Here is an 18,102-nt window from a genome sequence, read left to right on the forward strand (position 1 = left end):
GGAGTTTATAAGCAGGAACTATTTTTAGCGGCATATAATTATTACTTTTAATGAAGAATTTAGAGGAGGTGGAGCTCCGGCTTGCCGTTAAATGTCTAACTATTTAGATTATTTAGATATGCAGGCTGGTTAAATGTAATGAATTTGAATTATCTTTTGTATGAACAAAATAATAAGATTGGCATTGTCAGCCTTAACCGACCGGAAAAACGCAATGCTCTTTCCAGGGGATTGCTTGAAGAATTGGCTGAACTATTAACTGAGATAGGTACGGAGAAAAAAGTAAATGTGATAATTGTAAAGGGGATAGGAAAAGTATTTTCCGCCGGACACGATCTCAAAGAAGTATACGAATGTGAACCACAGGAGCTATTACAGCTTTTCCAAACTTGTTATTACACCATGCGTGTCATCAGGGAAATGCCCCAACCGGTAATCGCCCAGGTACACGGAGTGGCCACCGCAGCAGGTTGTCAGCTTGTGGCCGCGTGTGATTTGGCTGTGGCGTCCGAAGATGCCTTGTTTGGCACGCCGGGCGTTAAAATCGGCCTTTTTTGCAGTACACCGGCTGTTTTCTTAAGTAGAAATATCGGGCGCAAAAAAGCCATGGAAATGCTTTTAACCGGTGATTTTATGTCTGCCCGGGACGCTTTGCTATATGGGTTGGTCAACAAAGTGGTAGCGTCCGGGGAATTGGAAGAAGTCACTCAAAATATGGCCGCCACAATTGCCGGGTACAGCGCGTCCGCTATTGCCGTGGGCAAAAGGGCTTTTTACCAACAAATCAATATGGAAGACTTTCAGGCCCTGAACTATGCCAGCGAAGTTATTACTTTAAACAGCACCACCAAAGATGCCCGTGAGGGTATCAGCGCGTTTTTGAAAAAAAGACAGCCCAAGTGGTCTGATTAATCTATTTTCAATGGAGTCAGACTTGGGGGTTATTATTGCCGGGCGAAACGGGCCATGTCCGTTTTTCAAAGTTGTCGAATATTTGTACTGTTTAACCAAAAATTCTTAAATTACACTATTGACATAGAAGGTCTGAAGATAAAAAAACGGGAGATGCTGTTGACCAGATACTTCAGGGGGGATGAATCAAGGAGCAAAGCCACGGGCGGCACCGGGCTCGGACTTTCAATCGCCAGGCAAATTGTTCAGAGCCACAACGGAACAATTTCTGCTGAAAGCGAACCAGACAAAGGTACTAAAATTACCGTATATATTCCTTGAGGATTATTTTGTAAAAGTTGGATTAAAAGGCTCGCCCAAACGCGGTGCACTTGGGCCAGGCCTTTCAAAAACTCGGGGTAATCAATCGATGAACTAAAGTTTGCTGTAAATATAATAGGTTTCAGTGTTGTTTTTATATAAAAGCGTCTTCATCCAAAAACTCCAGGAAAGGCCGGTCAAACTGTACCATGGCGTTAACCACAAGTTCCACAAGGCCGCCGTACTGGATGTTGTATTTTTCAGTAGCCCCGTAATACTCCAGGATATCTCTGATGGCGCCCTTGCAGTTTGAGCAGGGAGCGGTCACGTATTTAGGAATATCGGGGCTTTCGATGGTATCCTGGAATGCCTCCAGGATCTGCTTGAACTTCATCCTGCTGGCAATCTTGTTCCTGAATTCAGGGAAGTTATGGGACTTGATGATGGCAAAGCCGCTGCCGCCTCCGCAGCAGTAGTTTTGGGCCCCGTGGGGAGTCATTTCCCTGAACTGGGGGCAAATGGCCTTAATGATTTTTCGCTGGGGCTGGATAATGCCCATCATCCTGCCTATATTGCAGGGGTCATGCAGGGTCACCGGAAAGTTGTTCCGCATAGGATCCAGCTTCAAGGCCTTCTTTTCAATCAAATCCCACAACAAAGGTAGGAAACTCTCCCTGGGAATGTTGTCTTCGCCGGTAATGGCCCGGTCGATGGCCAAGGCGATGGCTTTATGGGCGTGACCGCACTCGCCCACGATAATCCTTCTTACCCCCAGTTCCTTGGCTGCCTTCATCTGGGCCAGGCCGATTTTCCGCGCTTGGGCGTCGTCATAAAAAAGACCGTAGTTGACGTTGTCATAGCCGATAAAATCACTGCTGCATAGGGTCCAGTTCAGGCCGGCTTCCTCAAAAATGACCACGAAGGCGGAGGGGTTTTCCGGCCAGGCCAGATACTCACCGGCGTTATGGGTTAAAAGGATTAAGCTATCTGACCTCCCCAACTTTTATAATGTTGTTTTTCGGTTGATATTCATTGAAGGGGCAGTTTAAACACGGTGTTATTCGCGTTCACTTCAGCATGAGTGGTCCGATCAACTTTTTTTAGGGGCCGGTTTGCCCGGATTGATATGGGGAGCAGACCAGGATACCTTTGGTTTATAGCTCATGGCCTTCTTGACAATTTCCTCCATTTTGGAGTTTCTGAGGTTGGGTTCGTTTTCCCACGAGAATGAAATAGCATCGGCTATTTTCGGATTAAAGTATAAAAAAAGCGCGGGCAAAGGGAACTGATTTAAACAGTAAGCTGCGGCTCATGTTAGTTTATTCCTAATCCAACCTCTAACTTCTAATGTGGGCCAGGTATACTTTCCTTGTGTAAAAAAACCAAGAGCTACTGGACATTTTTCAACAAATCTCGACTATTTTATTATACAACTTACTATTTATGTGTAAGCTACAAGCGTCTAATGTCTGGGGACTAAGCGATAGGTTTACCAGCGGAGAAGGCGGCATGCTGGCAAGAATGTGAACGCTCACTTAAAGATTCTGTTAAGCTCCGTGGATAGTCCTTCAAAAATGTAGGATTGCACGACTTCAGGTTTTCTGTAAGTGATATTGCTGCTGATGTTTTTGTCTTCAGCCAGTTTTTCCTCAAGGTCGCAGATAACCATGATATCAGGCTATACAACATTAATATTCTCCTGGTTTCTCTTGAGTGTAATATCATAGGGGGCAACCAGGGGGATGCATCTTTTGTCCTGACCTCAGTAATAGCTATAATAGCTAAATTAGATACTGTAATTATATGTCAAAAAGGAAGCTGCATCAAGGAAAAGCAGTAAAGGCCGGGGAGATTTTTACCCCCGGCCAGTTGATTAATATTTATAGCATCTATTAATATTATTCTATTATCTGGATGTGTTAAAGTTTAAATAGATTAAAACTCTGCGTTCTTGGGCGTCCGGGGGAAGCAAATTACATCCCGTATGTTGGTCATTCCCGTCAGGTACATGATCAGCCGCTCGAACCCCAGGCCGAAGCCGGCGTGCCTGGTGCCCCCGTACTTGCGCAGGTCCAGGTACCACCAGTACTCCTCCTTGTTCAGCCCCTGCTCATCCATCCTTTTTCCCAGGTGCTCCAGCCGCTCCTCCCTCTGGCTGCCGCCGATAATTTCACCCACCCCCGGGGCCAGCAGGTCCATGGCCGCCACGGTCTTGCCATCGTCATTCATGCGCATGTAAAAGGCCTTGATTTCCTTGGGGTAATCGGTCACGAATACCGGCTTTTTAAAATGCTTTTCGGTGATGTAACGCTCGTGCTCGGTCTGCAGGTCATGACCCCATTCAACGGGGTATTCGAACTGCTCTCCGGAATTTTTGAGGATCTCGATGGCCTCGGTATAGGTAATATGGCCGAAATCCGCATTAACCACGTTCTCCAGCCGTTCCAGTAGTCCCTTGTCGATGAAGCTATTGAAGAACTGCATCTCCAGGGGAGCGTTTTTCAGCACGTAACTGATAATGTATTTCAGCATATCCTCTGCCAAGTCCATATCGTCCTGCAGGTCGGCAAAGGCCATTTCAGGCTCAATCATCCAGAACTCGGCGGCATGGCGGGGCGTGTTGGAATTCTCAGCCCGGAAGGTGGGACCGAAAGTATAAACATTCCCGAAAGCCAGGGCATAGGCTTCGGCCTCCAACTGGCCGCTGACGGTAAGGTTGGTCTCCTTACCGAAGAAATCCCTGGTGAAATCCACATTTCCCCTGTCGTCACGCGGCATTTTGTCAAAACCCAGGGTGGTCACCCGGAACATTTCACCGGCACCCTCGGCGTCGCTGCCGGTGATGATGGGTGTGTGCACATAGACAAAACCCCTTTCCTGAAAGAACTTGTGAATGGCGTAAGCTGCTGTCGACCGTACCCTGAACACTGCGGAAAAAGTGTTGGTCCGGGGGCGCAGGTGGGCGATGGTGCGCAGGAACTCAAAGGTATGCCTCTTTTTCTGCAGCGGGTAATCCGGCGCCGAATGTCCCTCTATTTCTAAGCTTTCCGCTTTCAATTCAAAAGGTTGTTTGGCGCCGGGAGATTCTACCAGTTCCCCCGTCACCCGGATGGCCGACCCCGTAACCAGCTTGGATACCTCTTTGAAGTTGGCCAGGTTTTCATCGTACACAACCTGCAGGTTTGCGAAATACGTGCCGTCGTTTAGTTCAATAAACCCGAAGTTCTTGGATGCCCTGACCGTCCGCACCCAGCCGTTCACTTTTATTTTCTTATTCAGGTAGTTCTCCTTGCGTATGTATAATTCTTTAATCGTGGTTTTTTCCACTGTATTTCCCTCCCCGTAATAAGGTATATATGCAAATATAACAAAAAAATCCCTTAAGTAATGCCTACAAGATAAAATTTCCCAAACAGGGCGCCCATATTCCGCTGGCAAACCGATATTCCCCGCCCTGTACTACGGCTTTTAAGTTATTTGACGGTTTATCTTCAATTCCTCTTTGAGATATGCCTTATACCTAGCTAAAAAGGGAACGGGCATTTTGTTACGTAGTATCTTTGGAGTGTGCAGCAGCTGGATACTTTGAATAAATTTTAGTCAATGGTTAAATACTAATTATAAATGAAAATTTAATGAACTAATTACAGGAGTGTTGTTATATAATGCAATTTATAAATTCATTTTGTAAGAATACAAAAGAAAAACCTCATTGCGGGGAAGTATTTTGCTTATGGCAACATCTTGCTCAGAGATATGATACTTTAGAAATAACACAAATTTTTCAGAACTTCGCCCACGATAATGATTTTAAAGCCATATTAACTATGGGATTAAAAATCCTCAATAATGAAATAGAGCTTATCGAAAAACAAATGAATTATTTTGATATTTCTGTACCCCCAAGACCACCAAAGTCAGCAAACACTCCTACTAATACTGAAATATTACGAGATGAAATAATGTTTCGTATTATTTATTGGGGGATACAAAATTTTGTTATTCAGCAAACAAAAAGTATATTAGCGGTCGAAAAAAATCATTTAAAAAGTATGTTTATAAAAATGCTAGAAACAGAAATCAATTTATATGATAAACTTACCTCCTTCGGCAAATCAAAGGGCTGGTTATATGTCCCGCCTATGTGTGACAAAAGAAGTTAAGTTAACTATTATTACGTATTATTAACAGACTGCGCAGAATTGATATTTTTTCAATCCTGCGTTTTATCTCCGTAGACTGCAGCATTTCTTTAACCTTCTGATCATGAACTGCAATTTTCTATTACCCTTTTGGTTATGGCCCTTCACAATAACTAATTTAGTACTCAAATCTTCTTCCAAGTGGATAACCTTAGCCAAAATTAACGTATTTTAATTCGCAATAAAATGTTCACATAGTCTAATGCATGGAATATTATGTTAGTAATCTTTATATTTGGGAGGTTTGGTTATGGATGCATATTACAAGGTAGTTAAAGGGCTAAAAACCACCTTGCTGGACGAACGTGCCACTGCCGTTTTTTATGCAAAAATGCGTGACATATCACGAACTTACGCGGGTGTTGAAGCATTTGCCGAAGCACGAAAAGACGAGTTGGACCATGCCCGAGAACTTACGGAATTACTGGAAGAACTAACAGGAACAACACCAATGGAAGCAACCCAACAGATTACACCTCCAGTCTTTAGTAATTATTGCGAAGGCATTGCTATAGCAATTGATGGCGAAAGAAACGCGGGTATTGAATACTCAAACATCATAAAAATCTCACCGTACGATAAAGTAAATAAATACTTGATCAAAATAATTAGTGATGAGGAAGTTCACCTGGCGAAATTTAGTAAACTATATGAAATGGAATGCCAGCAAAACTATCAACCATATCAACATAGTACAAAAATTTAACAAGCATTGAAAAGTAATTATATTTTGGAAAGACCAAAGAAATTCTTAGGCGAGCATGTAAATATAGTCTTTAAAACTATAAAAACGTTGTCATACTTGAATCAGCGGGACTACTATTAAAATTATTGATATTTCATGAGAGACTAGAGATCAAACATTTAATCAACCACCATTTAAAAATAACTGGCATGGTTTTGCCAGCTATCATTACATTTGTCAGTTTACGAAATACTGATTATACGCCCGCTTTTTTTAACCAGTCTGTTGTTTAGCATCTCGTGTGCATATTGATATGCCCGGTTGCAGGCGAACCGTCGTGGCTGGTGTTCATGGCCTGCATCATGTCAAACGCTTCACCTTCCCGGCACTCGCCCAATACGATCCTCTTCGGAACCATGCGCAGGGCGTCCGCCACTAGGTCGTGCTGCGTCACTTCCCCTTCTCCTCGCACGGTTACGTTGCCCGATTCGTTGAAATAGGCCAGCGCTACACTGACTCCGACATCGGCCTGCGTGGCAGCGGCGCACGCCATAGCCACCGAAGCAGTTGACTTGCCTACCCCACTTTTAATACCAGATGAAACTACTACCGTTTTGGGCAGCTTCCGTAGTCGCTCAGGCATGTGCTTTGTCGATGCGCACTAAGTAACCAGGCAGGGCTGGCACCCGGCGGAACGAGGGGCATTTTCTCCGCCTGCTGCCGCATATCTCCACGCACCGCGTCAGCTTCTTGCTCGATCATGCCGGCTATATCATTGCCGGTCATGTTGCCGCCACCGTGCCTCCCTCGGGGGTGAATTCCGCAATATGTCGCGCGCGGACGGGGTCACCTGCGGCTATAGCGGTCCTTGTACGCCGGCCAATGCCAATCGGGAAATTATTTAATAAAGAAACCTAATTTTTATGAATTTTAATATATGCTTTTAAAATTGTTGAAATAAATTGAAGGTGTTTTGCTTCCATGCCTTTTATTATATAAAGCGATTGCATTAATTCAGCAGGCAATTTTTTATTTTGTGAGTCAATAAATAATAAATGAACCTCTATACCAAGAACATCCGCAATCTTTTCAATAAGCTCTATAGAAGGATTTTTCTTTCCCCTTTCTAGATAACCCCAATATGATGAAGTAATGCCGGCAAGCAAAGCCGCTTCTTTTTGGGAGAAACCCCTCAGAATCCTAAAATGTTTTATGTTTTTCCCGACAATAATTTTCATAGTTTAAGTTTCGCCATATTTTTGTTAAAGTATTAGTTTTATTACGATATTTTGACATAATGCATCCTAATAGTTTATTTTTATTGAAATTTAACAACTGATAGTTATATAATATTTAAGGATTTTATGAATCTGTTTCACAAATGGTAAACTATCTCGAAAGAGTAGGGCACAAAGCTACGGGTCTAACGTCCAATCAATGTGGGCTATGACAGCCAAGCTGCAGGGGAACAGTTTATTATGCTTTGTGTTACATTTCCCCTCCTTTTGCGATTAATATGCCTTTTTCATCTTTTGGAGGGAATATTAAATTGAAGTTAAATATAGATGTGATACAAACCATTCTAGCCGGATTTCCTCATGATTTACGTCAACATTCTTTAAATGTATGTTATCTATCTTTAAAATTAGCAGATTATGCCGGTTACGCTTATGAGCAAAAAAGAACGCTTATTATTGGTGCTTTACTTCATGATATAGGGAAGAGCTGTATAGATGAAAGTATACTGAATAAACCTGGCAAATTAACGTATAATGAATTTTTAATAGTTAAACAACACACAATTTTGGGTGTAAAAATGCTTGAATACTTTAAAGAAAGCAACGAAATTCTTCCGATTATTCTTTATCACCATGAGCGTTGGGATGGAAAAGGTTATGAAGGTCTTGCAGGGGAAAATATCCCTAAATTAGCAAGCATAGTGACTCTTGCCGATGCATTTGATGCTATGACAAGTTACCGTCCCTATCAGAAACCAAAAACTCTAACAAGTGCCCTTAAACAGTTAAATATCAATAAAGGTACACAATTTGACCCAAATTTAGTTGTGTTATTTGAATCATGCATTTTAGATTTAACAAAAAGACCATATGAAACGTCTACTGGCAAATTCATTGATCAGCTAATTACCAATTTATATTAAATTGCCTTAGAAAGAGGTCTTTTAGGTGGATACAAACGATAAAAAAAGTGGCAATAGAAAAGCCAATATACAAATGCGTTTTTCTGACTTCGATCTTCCTCCTATGCAAGACGTTTTGTTGATCGGTAAACGAGCACCCATAGGACCCGAGGCCGTTCGCAGAATGGTTGACGCCCTCGCTCCCGGTCAATATGAAGTTATTCCCGTGGAAAACAGCCAGATAGAAGCCATGGCTGTCAAAAGCTCACTCTTTAATTGGATGTCACGAGATACCTTAATTAATACTATACTTGAGGAAGGCATTAAACTGGTAAATGATAAATCCATAATTAAAGCCACGTTGGAAATTACAATTTCTATATATAAAGAAGTTGATGTTTAAATGTTTCAAGCAAAAGATATAATGACAAGTCCTGTTATCTCAATTGACCCTGAAAAAAGCGTTTTTTATGCTGCGGAATATATGCGAAAAAATCAATTGGGCGGTTTACCTGTTATTGAAAACGGTAACCTGGTAGGTATTATTACATCCAGAGATATACGCCTTAGCCACCCCAATCGGCTTGTAGCCGACGCAATGACTAAAAGAGTTTTTTCATGCGCGCCAAGCGATACAGTTTGGGATGTGGCTATGGTAATGGATAAACACCGGGTTGAACGATTGCCTGTAGTGAAAAATAGTACAGTCATAGGGATAATAACCAAGACTCAGATACAAAAAAAGATGGGGCAAATGTATGATCCTTTAACGGATATATACAACTCAGCTTACATATACCAAGTTGCCACAAGATTACTAACTGAAGGACATGAAATTTGTGTAATTCTATTTGACGTTAATAATTTCGGGAAAATAAATAAAAAATTTGGACACGTTTACGGTGACAGCTGTCTAAAAGAGATTTCAAAGGTATTACATGAATATACAGATGATGAATGTGATTTTATCTGCAGATACGGTGGTGACGAATTTGTTGTCGTTACTCTCAACAAAATAAGCGCTGCTAAGCAACTGGCCGCTAAGATTATAGATAAGATCGCCTTCCATACCTCTAAAGTCGGCGTGCCTGTTACTGTCTCAGCGGGAATCTGCGGTGGACATAGAAAATATGCCAGAGATTATAATAACCAATATAAAGTTATTGAGAATCTAATTAATAAAGCTAGTTTGGCATCAACACAAGCTAAAACACTAAACAAAAAGTATATAATTTATTAGGAAAAACTAATTTTATGAGGAACTATATTAAAAGCAGTATTTGGACAAATTCCTGTTCGGGACTGGGGTACGGCGTTTTAATTCTTGCATTATTGATGATAAATAGCTTACCGTCGCCCATCCCCTTTTTGTGCGGGGTATTTCGGGGTATTTGGGGTCATTATTGCCGGAATAAAATTTGAAAACCCTTAAACCTTTGTGTATCAAAGGCTTAAGGGTTTTCAGGTTAAATCCGGTTTTGGTGCGCCTGACAGGAATCGAACCTGTGCACCCGGCTCCGGAGGCCGGCGCTCTATCCCCTGAGCTACAGGCGCCCGTTAAATTTGCTACATAAAACATTGTATCATAAAATTGAAATAATGCAAGGCATAAATATTAGGTGAAAAATTCAAAATATGGCCACCATCTCCAGCACCGCGGACAGGCGGCGCTTTCTTTCTGCGCCGCTTATGCCGTACAGAGAGGCGTGGAAATCCAGCAATTGTTCACAGGTAAGCCAATCATGATAGCGAAGTTCTTGGGCAAAAAAACAATCTTGCTGCGCACCTTGAGATCGCCCAGCGGGCGCCCAAGCAGACTTGCTTTCCCTGATATGGGAAACAGAAGCCCCACCAGCATTTTTACCAAAGTGCTTTTACCGGCACCGTTGGGGCCTAAAAAGCCGAAGATTTGCCCCCGGGATACCCGGAGACAAATCTCTGCACAACCTACCTTTGAGCCGTATTTTTTGGTCAGGTCTACAGTTTCAATGGCTAAATTCATGTAATCATTCCCACCTTTATTTCATTTGTGTCGCAATTTCCAGGGCGGAATGCAGGTCCAGTTTTTCGCCCGAGATAGTGTATATCACACCATCCTGCTGCCAGATCAGGAACTGCATGCCGGCGGAGTTGTGCTGTCGGGAACCGGCGTCTACGAAAACTCCGCGCGTTCCGTTAACGGTAACTTCCCTGGATGAGCCGTCGATGTTGGGAATTAATATAGTATTTTGCCAGTCATTAATTGCCAATAATTGGTTTTTTAGGTTATCGGGCATTGCCGGAATACTTAAAAGGGCATCCCGGATGGCCAGCGCATCCACGTTGGCGGGCGTTTTCAGCTCGGGGCTTCGGGCCTGGGTAATCATTATCCGGGCATTACCCGACTTGTAGGTGGCCACTATGGCGGTGGGCATGGTCAGCGAAAAATGTTGGCCGTCGAGGTTGTCGGGTAATAATGATGTACTGCCCAGTGTCTGGAGCAGACTGTTAACTTTTTGCACTTCCAGTTTTAAATTAACAGTATTGCCGGTTATTTTTTGTAATTGCGGATTACCAAAACCGTCGACCTGTGGAAGTTTAACGTCAAAATCCACTGCTGCAGATGCTTCAGTCAAGGTTACCGGTACGGATTCCTGTTTGCCTACAACTTCAGCACTACCGAAGTTATCAATATCCACTTTACTGGCGCCTTCTTGCAGGGCTTTTTCCAGTTCCTTCAGGTCCTCCGTGCTCACTGAAATGGTTTGCACTTTTTCCATCCGAAAAATGGTTAAAAATTCACCGGCCATGCTGCGCACCGCCGGAAAGCTAAAAGCGGTGAACATTACGGCTGCCGCTGCTGCGGTGGCGATTATTTTTTTGAATTTCATGACCTGTTTAAACCTCCATGTTTTTTTATTGACCGGTTGGGGGTTAGATTTATTTACAATTGGGGCTGTTTCAATACTGTAATCTGTATCCGGTTCATTCGACAGAAAGATGCTCAAGTTTTTACTTACAAAAATATCGTTGGCGCGCAAGTTTTCCATTTTATTCCGGCAGGCCGCGCACTGGTTTAAATGGAGGGTTATTTTCCGCATTTGGTTGCTGTTCAACTCGCCATCAATACAGGCCTGAAGGATGCCTTCATCGTAACACATCAGGCGTCACCCCCCTTTTGTTGCAGGTATATCCTTTTGAACCTGGCTTGAGCCCTGGCGATTATTGTGCCTACTGAAGATTTTTTTACATTGATTGCTTCGGCTATTTCGTCATACGAATATCCGGAATGTTTCATAAGTAAACACAACTTATCCCTTTCCGCCAATGACTCCAGCGTTTGCTGGATAATTCTTTTTTCCTCCTGCTGCAGGGCTATTTCCTCTGAAGATGCTGTTACGTCTTTTGGGCCGTTGACTTTCTGTTCCCTTTGCTGGCGGCTTTTTTCACTACGCAGATAATTGTATGCCAGATTGGCAGCTACCCTGGAAAGCCATCCTCCGATGTTTTTGTATTCCTGCGGCGGATTGTTATACATCTTGAGAAAAGTTTCCTGGGCCAGATCCTCCGCCGTTGCCCGGTTGCCCAGCATGTATGTAAGCTGGCGGCATACAACCGGGTAATAACGGTGATATATTTGTTGATATGTTTCTTGTACGTTTTTATCAATTAGCTTTTGTGACGGGATTATGGCCGGCCACCTCCCCGTTTTCCTTTCGTTTATATAACCCACTCGGCCCTTTTAATGTGACATTGTTTAAAATAAAAAACCGGGGATAACCCCGGCTTTATTGTAACACATGGTGATGATAATCAAATGCTAGCTTTATTTGGTGTTGTCCGTAATTTATCGGTCCGCCGAATAGCCGCTCCGCGGCTAACAATCACTTCAGGTGGGTCCTGCGGCAAAAAATAAAACCAGGCCGGCGATGCCCAGTATAATGGGATAAGGACCGGACAGTCCTCCCAGTGCGGCTGCACCGATAAGGCCAAGGCCGCCTACACGCAGCAACCATTTAAGGAATCTCGACATTTTTATAACATCCTTCCTTAAAATTATTTGCTAATTTTAATATTATAATAATAAATTATTTATGGCAATAACCAAGTTACTTATTACAGGTCAACATACCCACCAAATCGTCTTTCCACATGATAATAGCGTCTTCTTCGGTGTCGGTATAATATTTTTTACGGAGGCCCCTTTCAGCAAAGCCCAACCTAGTATATAGATGACGCGCCGTCGTATTGGAAGGGCGTACTTCCAGGGTCATACGTTCTGCGCCCAGCAGGACCGACCGTTTTATCATTTCCAGCATCAGTGCCTTGCCCAACCCGCGGGACCGGTGCTTCTTATGCACGGCCACATTGGTAATATGGGCTTCATCAAGAATAATCCACATGCCTGCGTACCCGGCCACCCGGTTATCCTGCAGAGCAACAATGTAGTGAGCAAAATCATTGATTTGTATTTCATAGTCGAAGGCCTGCCTGGTCCAGGGTGTGGGAAATGAAGACTTTTCTATTACCAACACCTGGTCCAGATGCTCGGGTTGCATTCGGTCAAATTTAATGTTCGCCGGTAAGGTTTGTACTTTATTCAATGTTTCGGCACCTTTCCTGCCACTTGATCTCTGCTTCCGATTGCCGGACATAATTGGGCAGCAGCGTTAAAGGATCGTTTTTTACCCCGGATTGCAGGCGGCGCAAGCCCAGTTCTGCCACCGCGGCACCCCTGGGAAAAGAGGCGCATTCCGGAGCAAATCTGGCCCGCCCGCCCATTAACTCTTTTAACGAATCCGCGTATTCAGGTACCCCGTCCCCCAAAAAAGTCACTTCCTGATCGTACGCCAGGAGGAGGCCGGCCAATTTCTCGGCCCCCGTAGCAAAGGCCGGTAGTAGGGTTTTTTGCTCTCGGCCTTTGTTGAGAAACAAGGCGGCGTATAACTCGCCTTTCCGGGCGTTCAGTACCGGACATATCAGCCCGGTCTGGCCGGAAAGCGGGTAAGCCAGCGCTTCCAGCGACGGTACACCGGCCAGGGGCAAGCCCAGCACCTGGGCCAGTGTTTTGGCGGTGCTCATGCCGATGCGCAAGCCGGTGAAAGATCCCGGGCCTACTGATACGGCGATGCCGCCGAGATCTTCTTTGCTTAATCCGGCGTCGGCAATGACATCACGTATCATTGGCAGCAGGTTTACTGAATGGGTGCGCCGGTTATTCACCATCCGCTCGGCCATTATTTTGCCGGTGGTTACTACTGCCACCGCCGCCACCGGAGTGGCTGCCTCAATACCCAGAATATACACGCCGCATCAACTCCCTGAGCAAATCTTCGTAACGTTTTCCGTGCGGAATTATTTTAAAAATCCTACCGTTCTCATACTCCGGCGATTTTTCAATAATTATGTCCAGCCTTTTGGGGGGTAAATAATTTTCCACCTTTTGGGCCCATTCTATCATTGTTACTCCGGTATCATAAAAATACTCTTCATATCCCAGGTCTTCCAGTTCCTCCGGGGCACCCAGCCGGTAAACATCCAGATGATATAATGGTAATCTGCCGCTGTAATACTCGTTAATTAAAGTAAAGGTTGGACTGGTTACCCGCCCGGTGATCCCCAATCCCCGGGCTACTCCCGTAGTAAAGCAGGTTTTACCCGCTCCCAGGTCGCCGTCTAAAGAAATAACATCTCCCGCTGTAAGCAAAGCACCCACTGTTTTACCCAGTTCAAGCGTTTCACCTGCTGATCGGGTTTGAGTCGTGAACAATGTAAAAAACCTCCAAAGGATACGACAATAATATTTATATTAGGTATTATAACCCTTTTCACGCCCCAGTGCTATTTTATTGCTTGAAACGGGTTGGTAAAACAAAAAGAAGGTGGGTTGAATGCCCGCCTTCTTTTTATATTGCGTTGGCTTTGCAGCAACAATTATCAATATAATCCCGGGTAAAATCCGTTAGAAAGTTTTTTATATCCTCAACATCAAATGGTTTGGCCAGGCAACACAAGGCTCCTTGTGCCCTGGCCTGATCAATGGTATCGTCCGATCCGTATGCGGTCATGATCACCACTTTTGTTTCCGGATACATCAACTTAATTTTAGCAAGCGCCTCCAACCCGCCCATCAGAGGCATCCGAACGTCCATAAAAACGAGGTCGGGCCGTAGGGCGCGTACTTTTTCCACCGCTTCCAGGCCGTTTTGGGCGGTATATACTTTATGCCCCGCCTCCTTGATCACAATGTCCAGCAGGTAACGGACCCCGGGTTGATCATCAACCACCAAGATCACCAAGTTATTTTTAAGCATTAAGCTCACCCTTCCTTGTACAGAACTACTTTTGTATATATAAATTATACAAATTAGTATTTTGTTCCCACATTATATATTTATTTCTATCTAAAACAGAATAATCCTTTTTTATATCGTAATTTATTTATCAAAAACTTGAAATTGTAACCGAAAATATTAAAATTCAACAGATGTTCCGTTAATATAGACTCTTTTTATTACGGTGCGCAGGTCAAAGGGATGCCCGCTCAATACCACAATGTCCCCGTCTTTTCCCGGCGCAATGCTACCGATTCTATGGTCCAGGCCAAGTATTCTGGCCGGTTCAATGGTAATGGCTCGCAGGGCCTGCTCTTCGGAAAGACCTCCCCGAACAGCCAGTCCGGCGGATATGCTTAAATATTGTATAGGTACTACGGGGTGATCGGTCATGATGGCAAAGTTTACCCCGTGGCCGGCCAGCACGGCGGCAGTTTCCAGGCTTCGATTCTGTAATTCCACCTTGGCCCTGTTAACAATGACCGGACCGACCACTGCCGGTACCCCGGCCCGGGCCAGCTTATCCGCCACCAGATGTCCCTCGGTGCAGTGCTCAATAATCAGACGTATATTAAATTCACCGCCGATGCGCAGGGCCGTCATTATATCATCCGCCCGGTGCGCGTGTACCCGCAGTGGAACTTCCCGGCGCAGTACCCGCGTTACGGCTTCCAATTTCAGGTCACGCTCCGGGTATTCTCCTTCTCCTCGATTAGCTCGCTCCATTTTTTTTATATACTCAATGCCCCGTACAAGTGTTTCGCGTAATAAAGCTGCCGAGGCCATTCTGGTGGCCGGCGTTTTTTTACGCTGGCCGTAATTGCGTTTGGGGTTTTCGCCAAGGGCAGCTTTCAAACCTATTGGGTACTGCATAACCATATCGTCCACCACTGTACCCAGAGTCTTTAAAGCCACCATTTCTCCTCCCAGGATGTTGGCGCTGCCCGGCCCGGTGCCTACGGTGGTTACACCGCCCGCCAGGGCGTCTTGAAAACCGAGGTCCACGGGGTTGATGGCGTCAATAGCCCGCAGGTGCGGCGTGATGGGGTCAGTGTTTTCGTTCAGGTCGTCTCCGTCTTCCCGAAAAACTTCTTCCAGCATGCCCAGGTGGGTGTGAGCATCAATAAAACCGGGCATGACCACTTGACCCACGGCGTCGTAAACATCCGCCCCGTCGGGCACGGGTATTTTTTCTCCCACGGCGGTTATTTTACCGTTTTCCATCAGCACGGTTCCGTTTGGATAATAACCGCCTTGCATAGTAATTACTTTACCGCCCACTATCGCCTGCATTTTCCTCTCCCTTAATAATTAATCTACTTTTGTAAATTCAGCCTAAATGGCATTCTACAATAGTTAGCATTTTTCCTGTATCAAACGACCTTTTTTGCTCGACAAATAACGCGCAGCTGCGCGCACAAAAGCGGCAAATATCTGCAAAAAAATCGGGTATTTTCTGTACATATTTTCCGGGTGAAATTGCACACCCAGGGCAAAATTTCTGCCATTGACGCTTTCAATAGCTTCTACCACGCCATCTCCGGCCGTGGCTGATATGGTAAAATTTTTGCCAATAAAACTGATAATTTGATGATGAAATGAATTGACTCTGAGTTTATCTCCTTTTAAAATATTGTATAGGGTGCTATATTTTGTAATATTTATACCATGTGTAGGATACCAGCGTGGCGCTTGCTGTTGGTGCTGGAGATATTTATCCAGCGCCAGGCCGATGTCCTGGTGTACTTTACCGCCGGTGGCGACATTCATCACCTGCATCCCCCGGCAGATGCCCAGTAATGGTATTTCTGCCGCCATGGTCATTCTGGCCAGTTGAATCTCAAACTGGTCGCGTTGGGGATCGATATAGCCGTTTTCCGGCAGCGGTTCCTCGCCGAAATAATCGGGGTCCAGGTCGCCTCCCCCTGAAAGAAGCACCCCGTCAACGGCACGCAAAATCTCCGGAATATCGGCATCCCCCGCATGGGGCAATATTACCGGCACCCCTCCGGCGGCCCGCACTGCCAGCACATAATCTTCGCCCAGATTGAACCTGCCCGGCACATTATCATAACAGCAGGATATACCAATCAATGGCTGCATAGTTGTAGCCCCCTTTTTTATTTATAATATATAGGTAAGGGGGCTTTTGCTATGTTATTGATATGCCCGAATATTAATAAGCTGTCGCCAGCGCGGCGACAGCTTATTAAGCCAAATTATGTACGATTATATATGTAACACTGTTTTATGTACGTACTAAATGTCTACCAAGCCCAGGCTGATTTCCACAGCCTGATTTACTTTCAACATCATTTCGTTTTGCAGTGAAGCCACCTTTTCCAGCAGCCGGCTTTTATCTATGGTACGTATTTGTTCCAATAAAATTACCGAATTTTTACCCAGCCCTTCGGGACCGGCCGGTAACTCTACATGGGTGGGTAGTTTGGCCTTGGCGATTTGCGACGTAATTGCGGCCACTATGGTGGTGGGGCTGTACTGGTTGCCGATATCATTTTGCAGAATTAACACAGGGCGTGTCCCCCCCTGCTCTGAACCCACCACCGGGCTTAGATCGGCATAATAAATTTCACCGCGGCGTATTTGCATAATCACTTGCCCCCCGCCACAGGTTCATCAAACGCCGGCGCCACTTCGGACTCCAACCTGTATTGTTCTATGGCCAGGGCCAGGTTTATTTTGGCCATTTCCACGTACCCTTTCTTCATCTGCTCCCTCAGCAAGCGGCGTTTCCGCTCCTTAATGTAAAGCTTCATGGCTTCCCGGACAAATTCGCTGCGATTGAGGTTCTCATCCGCGGCAATACAATCAATTTCACTCAGTAAATACTCCGGTAGGCTGATCATGATACGCTTTACCTGTGCCACCTGCAATAACCCCCAGTATAAACATATTCTATACTCAAATATAACACATTATAAACACAGGGTATAGCCCTTTGTCAATACAAACCTATTTTCCATCCTTTGCCGCCTGGGGTTGACGGGAAAGCGCAATTTTACCGGTGCGTACCATTTCTACGATACCCTGATGTTCAAGGACATGTGTAAAGGCGCTGATTTTCTGCTCGTCTCCGATAATCTGAATGACCATGGTTTCCTTGCCCACGTCAACAATATTGGCGCGAAATATTTCGACAATGTCCACGATGTCCCGGCGTTTTTCCGGGTCCGCTTTAACCTTGATCAGGGCCAGTTCCCTTTCGATGGATTCGCGGTCCTCCAACCTGGTTATTTTGATTACGTCAACCAGCTTGGAGAGCTGGTGAATTACCTGTTCCAGCACATGCTCGTCCCCGTTGACCACCAGGGTGATTCTGGTAATATCGGGCTCCTCGGTATAACCGGCGGCAATACTTTCAATGTTAAATACACGTCTGCTTAAGAGTCCGGCAATACGGGCCAGAACGCCCGGTTTGTTTAAAACAAGTACGGCCAGGGTGTGAGTCATAATGATTAACCTCCATAATTTAATCAATTGGGTTATAAATTAATGCTATATTTTTTTATAAAAAATATTTTACCATAA

General features: G+C 44.7%; 23 protein-coding genes, 1 tRNA gene, 1 pseudogene and 1 riboswitch. Of the genes and pseudogenes, 7 read left to right on the forward strand and 18 right to left on the reverse strand.

What is annotated here, in order from left to right; all coding sequences use genetic code 11:
- Positions 1–138: 138 nt before the first annotated feature.
- Together BM299_RS09815 and BM299_RS20455 are read left to right on the forward strand one after the other, a co-directional pair.
- On the forward strand, positions 139–912 hold the full coding sequence (locus BM299_RS09815; RefSeq protein ID WP_092483509.1) for an enoyl-CoA hydratase: 774 nt from the start codon (positions 139–141) through the stop codon (positions 910–912).
- A 54-nt stretch (positions 913–966) separates the two neighbouring features.
- The gene (locus BM299_RS20455) at positions 967–1,233 is read left to right on the forward strand and encodes an ATP-binding protein (protein WP_092483511.1); all 267 of its coding nucleotides are present in this window, start codon (positions 967–969) and stop codon (positions 1,231–1,233) included.
- Between the two features lie 133 nt (positions 1,234–1,366).
- Here BM299_RS20455 and BM299_RS09825 read toward each other — a convergent pair.
- Both BM299_RS09825 and asnS read right to left on the reverse strand, forming a co-directional pair.
- Positions 1,367–2,191: pseudogene (locus BM299_RS09825) on the reverse strand ((Fe-S)-binding protein); the annotation flags it as partial.
- 956 nt (positions 2,192–3,147) lie between these two features.
- On the reverse strand, positions 3,148–4,539 hold the full coding sequence (asnS, locus tag BM299_RS09835; protein ID WP_092483514.1) for an asparagine--tRNA ligase: 1,392 nt from the start codon (positions 4,537–4,539) through the stop codon (positions 3,148–3,150).
- A gap of 338 nt (positions 4,540–4,877) precedes the next feature.
- Here asnS and BM299_RS09840 point away from each other — a divergent pair, with 338 nt between their 5' ends.
- Together BM299_RS09840 and BM299_RS09845 are read left to right on the forward strand one after the other, a co-directional pair.
- The gene (locus BM299_RS09840) at positions 4,878–5,375 is read left to right on the forward strand and encodes a DUF3231 family protein (RefSeq protein ID WP_092483516.1); all 498 of its coding nucleotides are present in this window, start codon (positions 4,878–4,880) and stop codon (positions 5,373–5,375) included.
- Positions 5,376–5,664: 289 nt separating this feature from the next.
- The gene (locus tag BM299_RS09845) at positions 5,665–6,120 is read left to right on the forward strand and encodes a ferritin-like domain-containing protein (protein WP_092483518.1); all 456 of its coding nucleotides are present in this window, start codon (positions 5,665–5,667) and stop codon (positions 6,118–6,120) included.
- A 268-nt stretch (positions 6,121–6,388) separates the two neighbouring features.
- On the opposite strand, the gene BM299_RS09850 is transcribed toward BM299_RS09845, so the two are convergent.
- Both BM299_RS09850 and BM299_RS09855 read right to left on the reverse strand, forming a co-directional pair.
- A complete protein-coding gene (locus BM299_RS09850) occupies positions 6,389–6,742 on the reverse strand; it encodes an ATPase, T2SS/T4P/T4SS family (RefSeq protein WP_092483520.1) in 354 nt (117 codons plus the stop codon).
- A 271-nt stretch (positions 6,743–7,013) separates the two neighbouring features.
- Positions 7,014–7,337 (reverse strand): helix-turn-helix domain-containing protein, encoded by a 324-nt coding sequence (locus tag BM299_RS09855; protein WP_092483521.1) that lies wholly within the window; start codon positions 7,335–7,337, stop codon positions 7,014–7,016.
- A gap of 135 nt (positions 7,338–7,472) precedes the next feature.
- Positions 7,473–7,565, forward strand: a riboswitch (cyclic di-GMP riboswitch).
- An 83-nt stretch (positions 7,566–7,648) separates the two neighbouring features.
- Here BM299_RS09855 and BM299_RS09860 point away from each other — a divergent pair.
- The 3 genes from BM299_RS09860 to BM299_RS09870 are packed head-to-tail and all read left to right on the forward strand — an operon-like array spanning position 7,649 to position 9,479.
- Positions 7,649–8,260 carry an HD-GYP domain-containing protein gene (locus BM299_RS09860; RefSeq protein WP_165608260.1) on the forward strand — a complete coding sequence of 204 codons (612 nt, stop codon included), beginning with the start codon at positions 7,649–7,651 and terminating at the stop codon, positions 8,258–8,260.
- Between the two features lie 25 nt (positions 8,261–8,285).
- Entirely contained in the window at positions 8,286–8,642 is a 357-nt protein-coding gene (locus BM299_RS09865; protein WP_092483525.1) for a hypothetical protein, read from the forward strand.
- Positions 8,643–9,479: a GGDEF domain-containing protein gene (locus tag BM299_RS09870; protein ID WP_092483527.1), complete on the forward strand. Its 837-nt coding sequence runs from the start codon at positions 8,643–8,645 to the stop codon at positions 9,477–9,479.
- 239 nt (positions 9,480–9,718) lie between these two features.
- Here BM299_RS09870 and BM299_RS09875 read toward each other — a convergent pair.
- From BM299_RS09875 to ilvN, 14 genes are all read right to left on the reverse strand, one after another.
- Positions 9,719–9,793: transfer RNA gene (locus BM299_RS09875), tRNA-Arg, on the reverse strand.
- A gap of 133 nt (positions 9,794–9,926) precedes the next feature.
- Positions 9,927–10,241, reverse strand: a complete 315-nt coding sequence (locus tag BM299_RS09880; RefSeq protein ID WP_342741330.1) for an ATP-binding cassette domain-containing protein — start codon at positions 10,239–10,241, stop codon at positions 9,927–9,929.
- 16 nt (positions 10,242–10,257) lie between these two features.
- Entirely contained in the window at positions 10,258–11,379 is a 1,122-nt protein-coding gene (locus tag BM299_RS09885) for an anti-sigma factor family protein (protein ID WP_092483529.1), read from the reverse strand.
- Positions 11,379–11,951, reverse strand: a complete 573-nt coding sequence (locus BM299_RS09890; protein WP_245779721.1) for an RNA polymerase sigma factor SigX — start codon at positions 11,949–11,951, stop codon at positions 11,379–11,381. Before BM299_RS09890 ends, BM299_RS09885 begins: the two co-directional genes overlap by 1 nt.
- A gap of 156 nt (positions 11,952–12,107) precedes the next feature.
- Complete coding sequence (locus tag BM299_RS19310) at positions 12,108–12,251, reverse strand: hypothetical protein (protein WP_165608261.1); 144 nt, start codon at positions 12,249–12,251, stop codon at positions 12,108–12,110.
- A gap of 76 nt (positions 12,252–12,327) precedes the next feature.
- Positions 12,328–12,777 carry a ribosomal protein S18-alanine N-acetyltransferase gene (rimI, locus tag BM299_RS09895; RefSeq protein ID WP_092483604.1) on the reverse strand — a complete coding sequence of 150 codons (450 nt, stop codon included), beginning with the start codon at positions 12,775–12,777 and terminating at the stop codon, positions 12,328–12,330.
- Positions 12,778–12,814: 37 nt separating this feature from the next.
- Positions 12,815–13,525, reverse strand: coding sequence for a tRNA (adenosine(37)-N6)-threonylcarbamoyltransferase complex dimerization subunit type 1 TsaB (gene tsaB / locus BM299_RS09900; protein WP_092483531.1), 711 nt, complete (start codon positions 13,523–13,525; stop codon positions 12,815–12,817).
- On the reverse strand, positions 13,506–13,988 hold the full coding sequence (gene tsaE, locus BM299_RS09905; RefSeq protein WP_092483533.1) for a tRNA (adenosine(37)-N6)-threonylcarbamoyltransferase complex ATPase subunit type 1 TsaE: 483 nt from the start codon (positions 13,986–13,988) through the stop codon (positions 13,506–13,508). The genes tsaB and tsaE overlap by 20 nt, the downstream gene beginning before the upstream one ends.
- Positions 13,989–14,124: 136 nt before the next feature.
- A complete protein-coding gene (locus tag BM299_RS09910) occupies positions 14,125–14,532 on the reverse strand; it encodes a response regulator (RefSeq protein ID WP_092483535.1) in 408 nt (135 codons plus the stop codon).
- A gap of 159 nt (positions 14,533–14,691) precedes the next feature.
- Positions 14,692–15,846 carry an amidohydrolase gene (locus BM299_RS09915; RefSeq protein WP_092483537.1) on the reverse strand — a complete coding sequence of 385 codons (1,155 nt, stop codon included), beginning with the start codon at positions 15,844–15,846 and terminating at the stop codon, positions 14,692–14,694.
- A gap of 63 nt (positions 15,847–15,909) precedes the next feature.
- Complete coding sequence (locus BM299_RS09920) at positions 15,910–16,656, reverse strand: gamma-glutamyl-gamma-aminobutyrate hydrolase family protein (protein WP_092483539.1); 747 nt, start codon at positions 16,654–16,656, stop codon at positions 15,910–15,912.
- A gap of 156 nt (positions 16,657–16,812) precedes the next feature.
- A complete protein-coding gene (locus BM299_RS09925; RefSeq protein WP_092483541.1) occupies positions 16,813–17,163 on the reverse strand; it encodes a type II toxin-antitoxin system PemK/MazF family toxin in 351 nt (116 codons plus the stop codon).
- 2 nt (positions 17,164–17,165) lie between these two features.
- On the reverse strand, positions 17,166–17,441 hold the full coding sequence (locus tag BM299_RS09930) for a CopG family ribbon-helix-helix protein (RefSeq protein WP_207545163.1): 276 nt from the start codon (positions 17,439–17,441) through the stop codon (positions 17,166–17,168).
- A gap of 85 nt (positions 17,442–17,526) precedes the next feature.
- Positions 17,527–18,024 (reverse strand): acetolactate synthase small subunit, encoded by a 498-nt coding sequence (ilvN, locus tag BM299_RS09935; RefSeq protein ID WP_092483545.1) that lies wholly within the window; start codon positions 18,022–18,024, stop codon positions 17,527–17,529.
- Positions 18,025–18,102 lie beyond the last annotated feature (78 nt).

This window comes from Desulfoscipio geothermicus DSM 3669 (assembly GCF_900115975.1).
Taxonomy (GTDB): domain Bacteria; phylum Bacillota; class Desulfotomaculia; order Desulfotomaculales; family Desulfallaceae; genus Desulfoscipio; species Desulfoscipio geothermicus.

Bases quoted from the DNA above. Each gene is read 5' to 3' on its own strand.
- BM299_RS09885 (WP_092483529.1), bottom strand. From the start codon at position 11,379: ATGTGTTACGATGAAGGCATCCTTCAGGCCTGTATTGATGGCGAGTTG.
- rimI (WP_092483604.1), bottom strand. From the start codon at position 12,777: ATGCAACCCGAGCATCTGGACCAGGTGTTGGTAATAGAAAAGTCTTCA.
- BM299_RS09870 (WP_092483527.1), top strand. From the start codon at position 8,643: ATGTTTCAAGCAAAAGATATAATGACAAGTCCTGTTATCTCAATTGAC.
- BM299_RS09880 (WP_342741330.1), bottom strand. From the start codon at position 10,241: ATGAATTTAGCCATTGAAACTGTAGACCTGACCAAAAAATACGGCTCA.
- BM299_RS20455 (WP_092483511.1), top strand. From the start codon at position 967: ATGTCCGTTTTTCAAAGTTGTCGAATATTTGTACTGTTTAACCAAAAA.
- BM299_RS09840 (WP_092483516.1), top strand. From the start codon at position 4,878: ATGCAATTTATAAATTCATTTTGTAAGAATACAAAAGAAAAACCTCAT.
- BM299_RS09850 (WP_092483520.1), bottom strand. From the start codon at position 6,742: ATGCCTGAGCGACTACGGAAGCTGCCCAAAACGGTAGTAGTTTCATCT.
- BM299_RS19310 (WP_165608261.1), bottom strand. From the start codon at position 12,251: ATGTCGAGATTCCTTAAATGGTTGCTGCGTGTAGGCGGCCTTGGCCTT.
- BM299_RS09845 (WP_092483518.1), top strand. From the start codon at position 5,665: ATGGATGCATATTACAAGGTAGTTAAAGGGCTAAAAACCACCTTGCTG.
- BM299_RS09815 (WP_092483509.1), top strand. From the start codon at position 139: ATGAATTTGAATTATCTTTTGTATGAACAAAATAATAAGATTGGCATT.
- BM299_RS09910 (WP_092483535.1), bottom strand. From the start codon at position 14,532: ATGCTTAAAAATAACTTGGTGATCTTGGTGGTTGATGATCAACCCGGG.
- ilvN (WP_092483545.1), bottom strand. From the start codon at position 18,024: ATGACTCACACCCTGGCCGTACTTGTTTTAAACAAACCGGGCGTTCTG.
- BM299_RS09855 (WP_092483521.1), bottom strand. From the start codon at position 7,337: ATGAAAATTATTGTCGGGAAAAACATAAAACATTTTAGGATTCTGAGG.
- BM299_RS09920 (WP_092483539.1), bottom strand. From the start codon at position 16,656: ATGCAGCCATTGATTGGTATATCCTGCTGTTATGATAATGTGCCGGGC.
- BM299_RS09915 (WP_092483537.1), bottom strand. From the start codon at position 15,846: ATGCAGGCGATAGTGGGCGGTAAAGTAATTACTATGCAAGGCGGTTAT.
- BM299_RS09925 (WP_092483541.1), bottom strand. From the start codon at position 17,163: ATGCAAATACGCCGCGGTGAAATTTATTATGCCGATCTAAGCCCGGTG.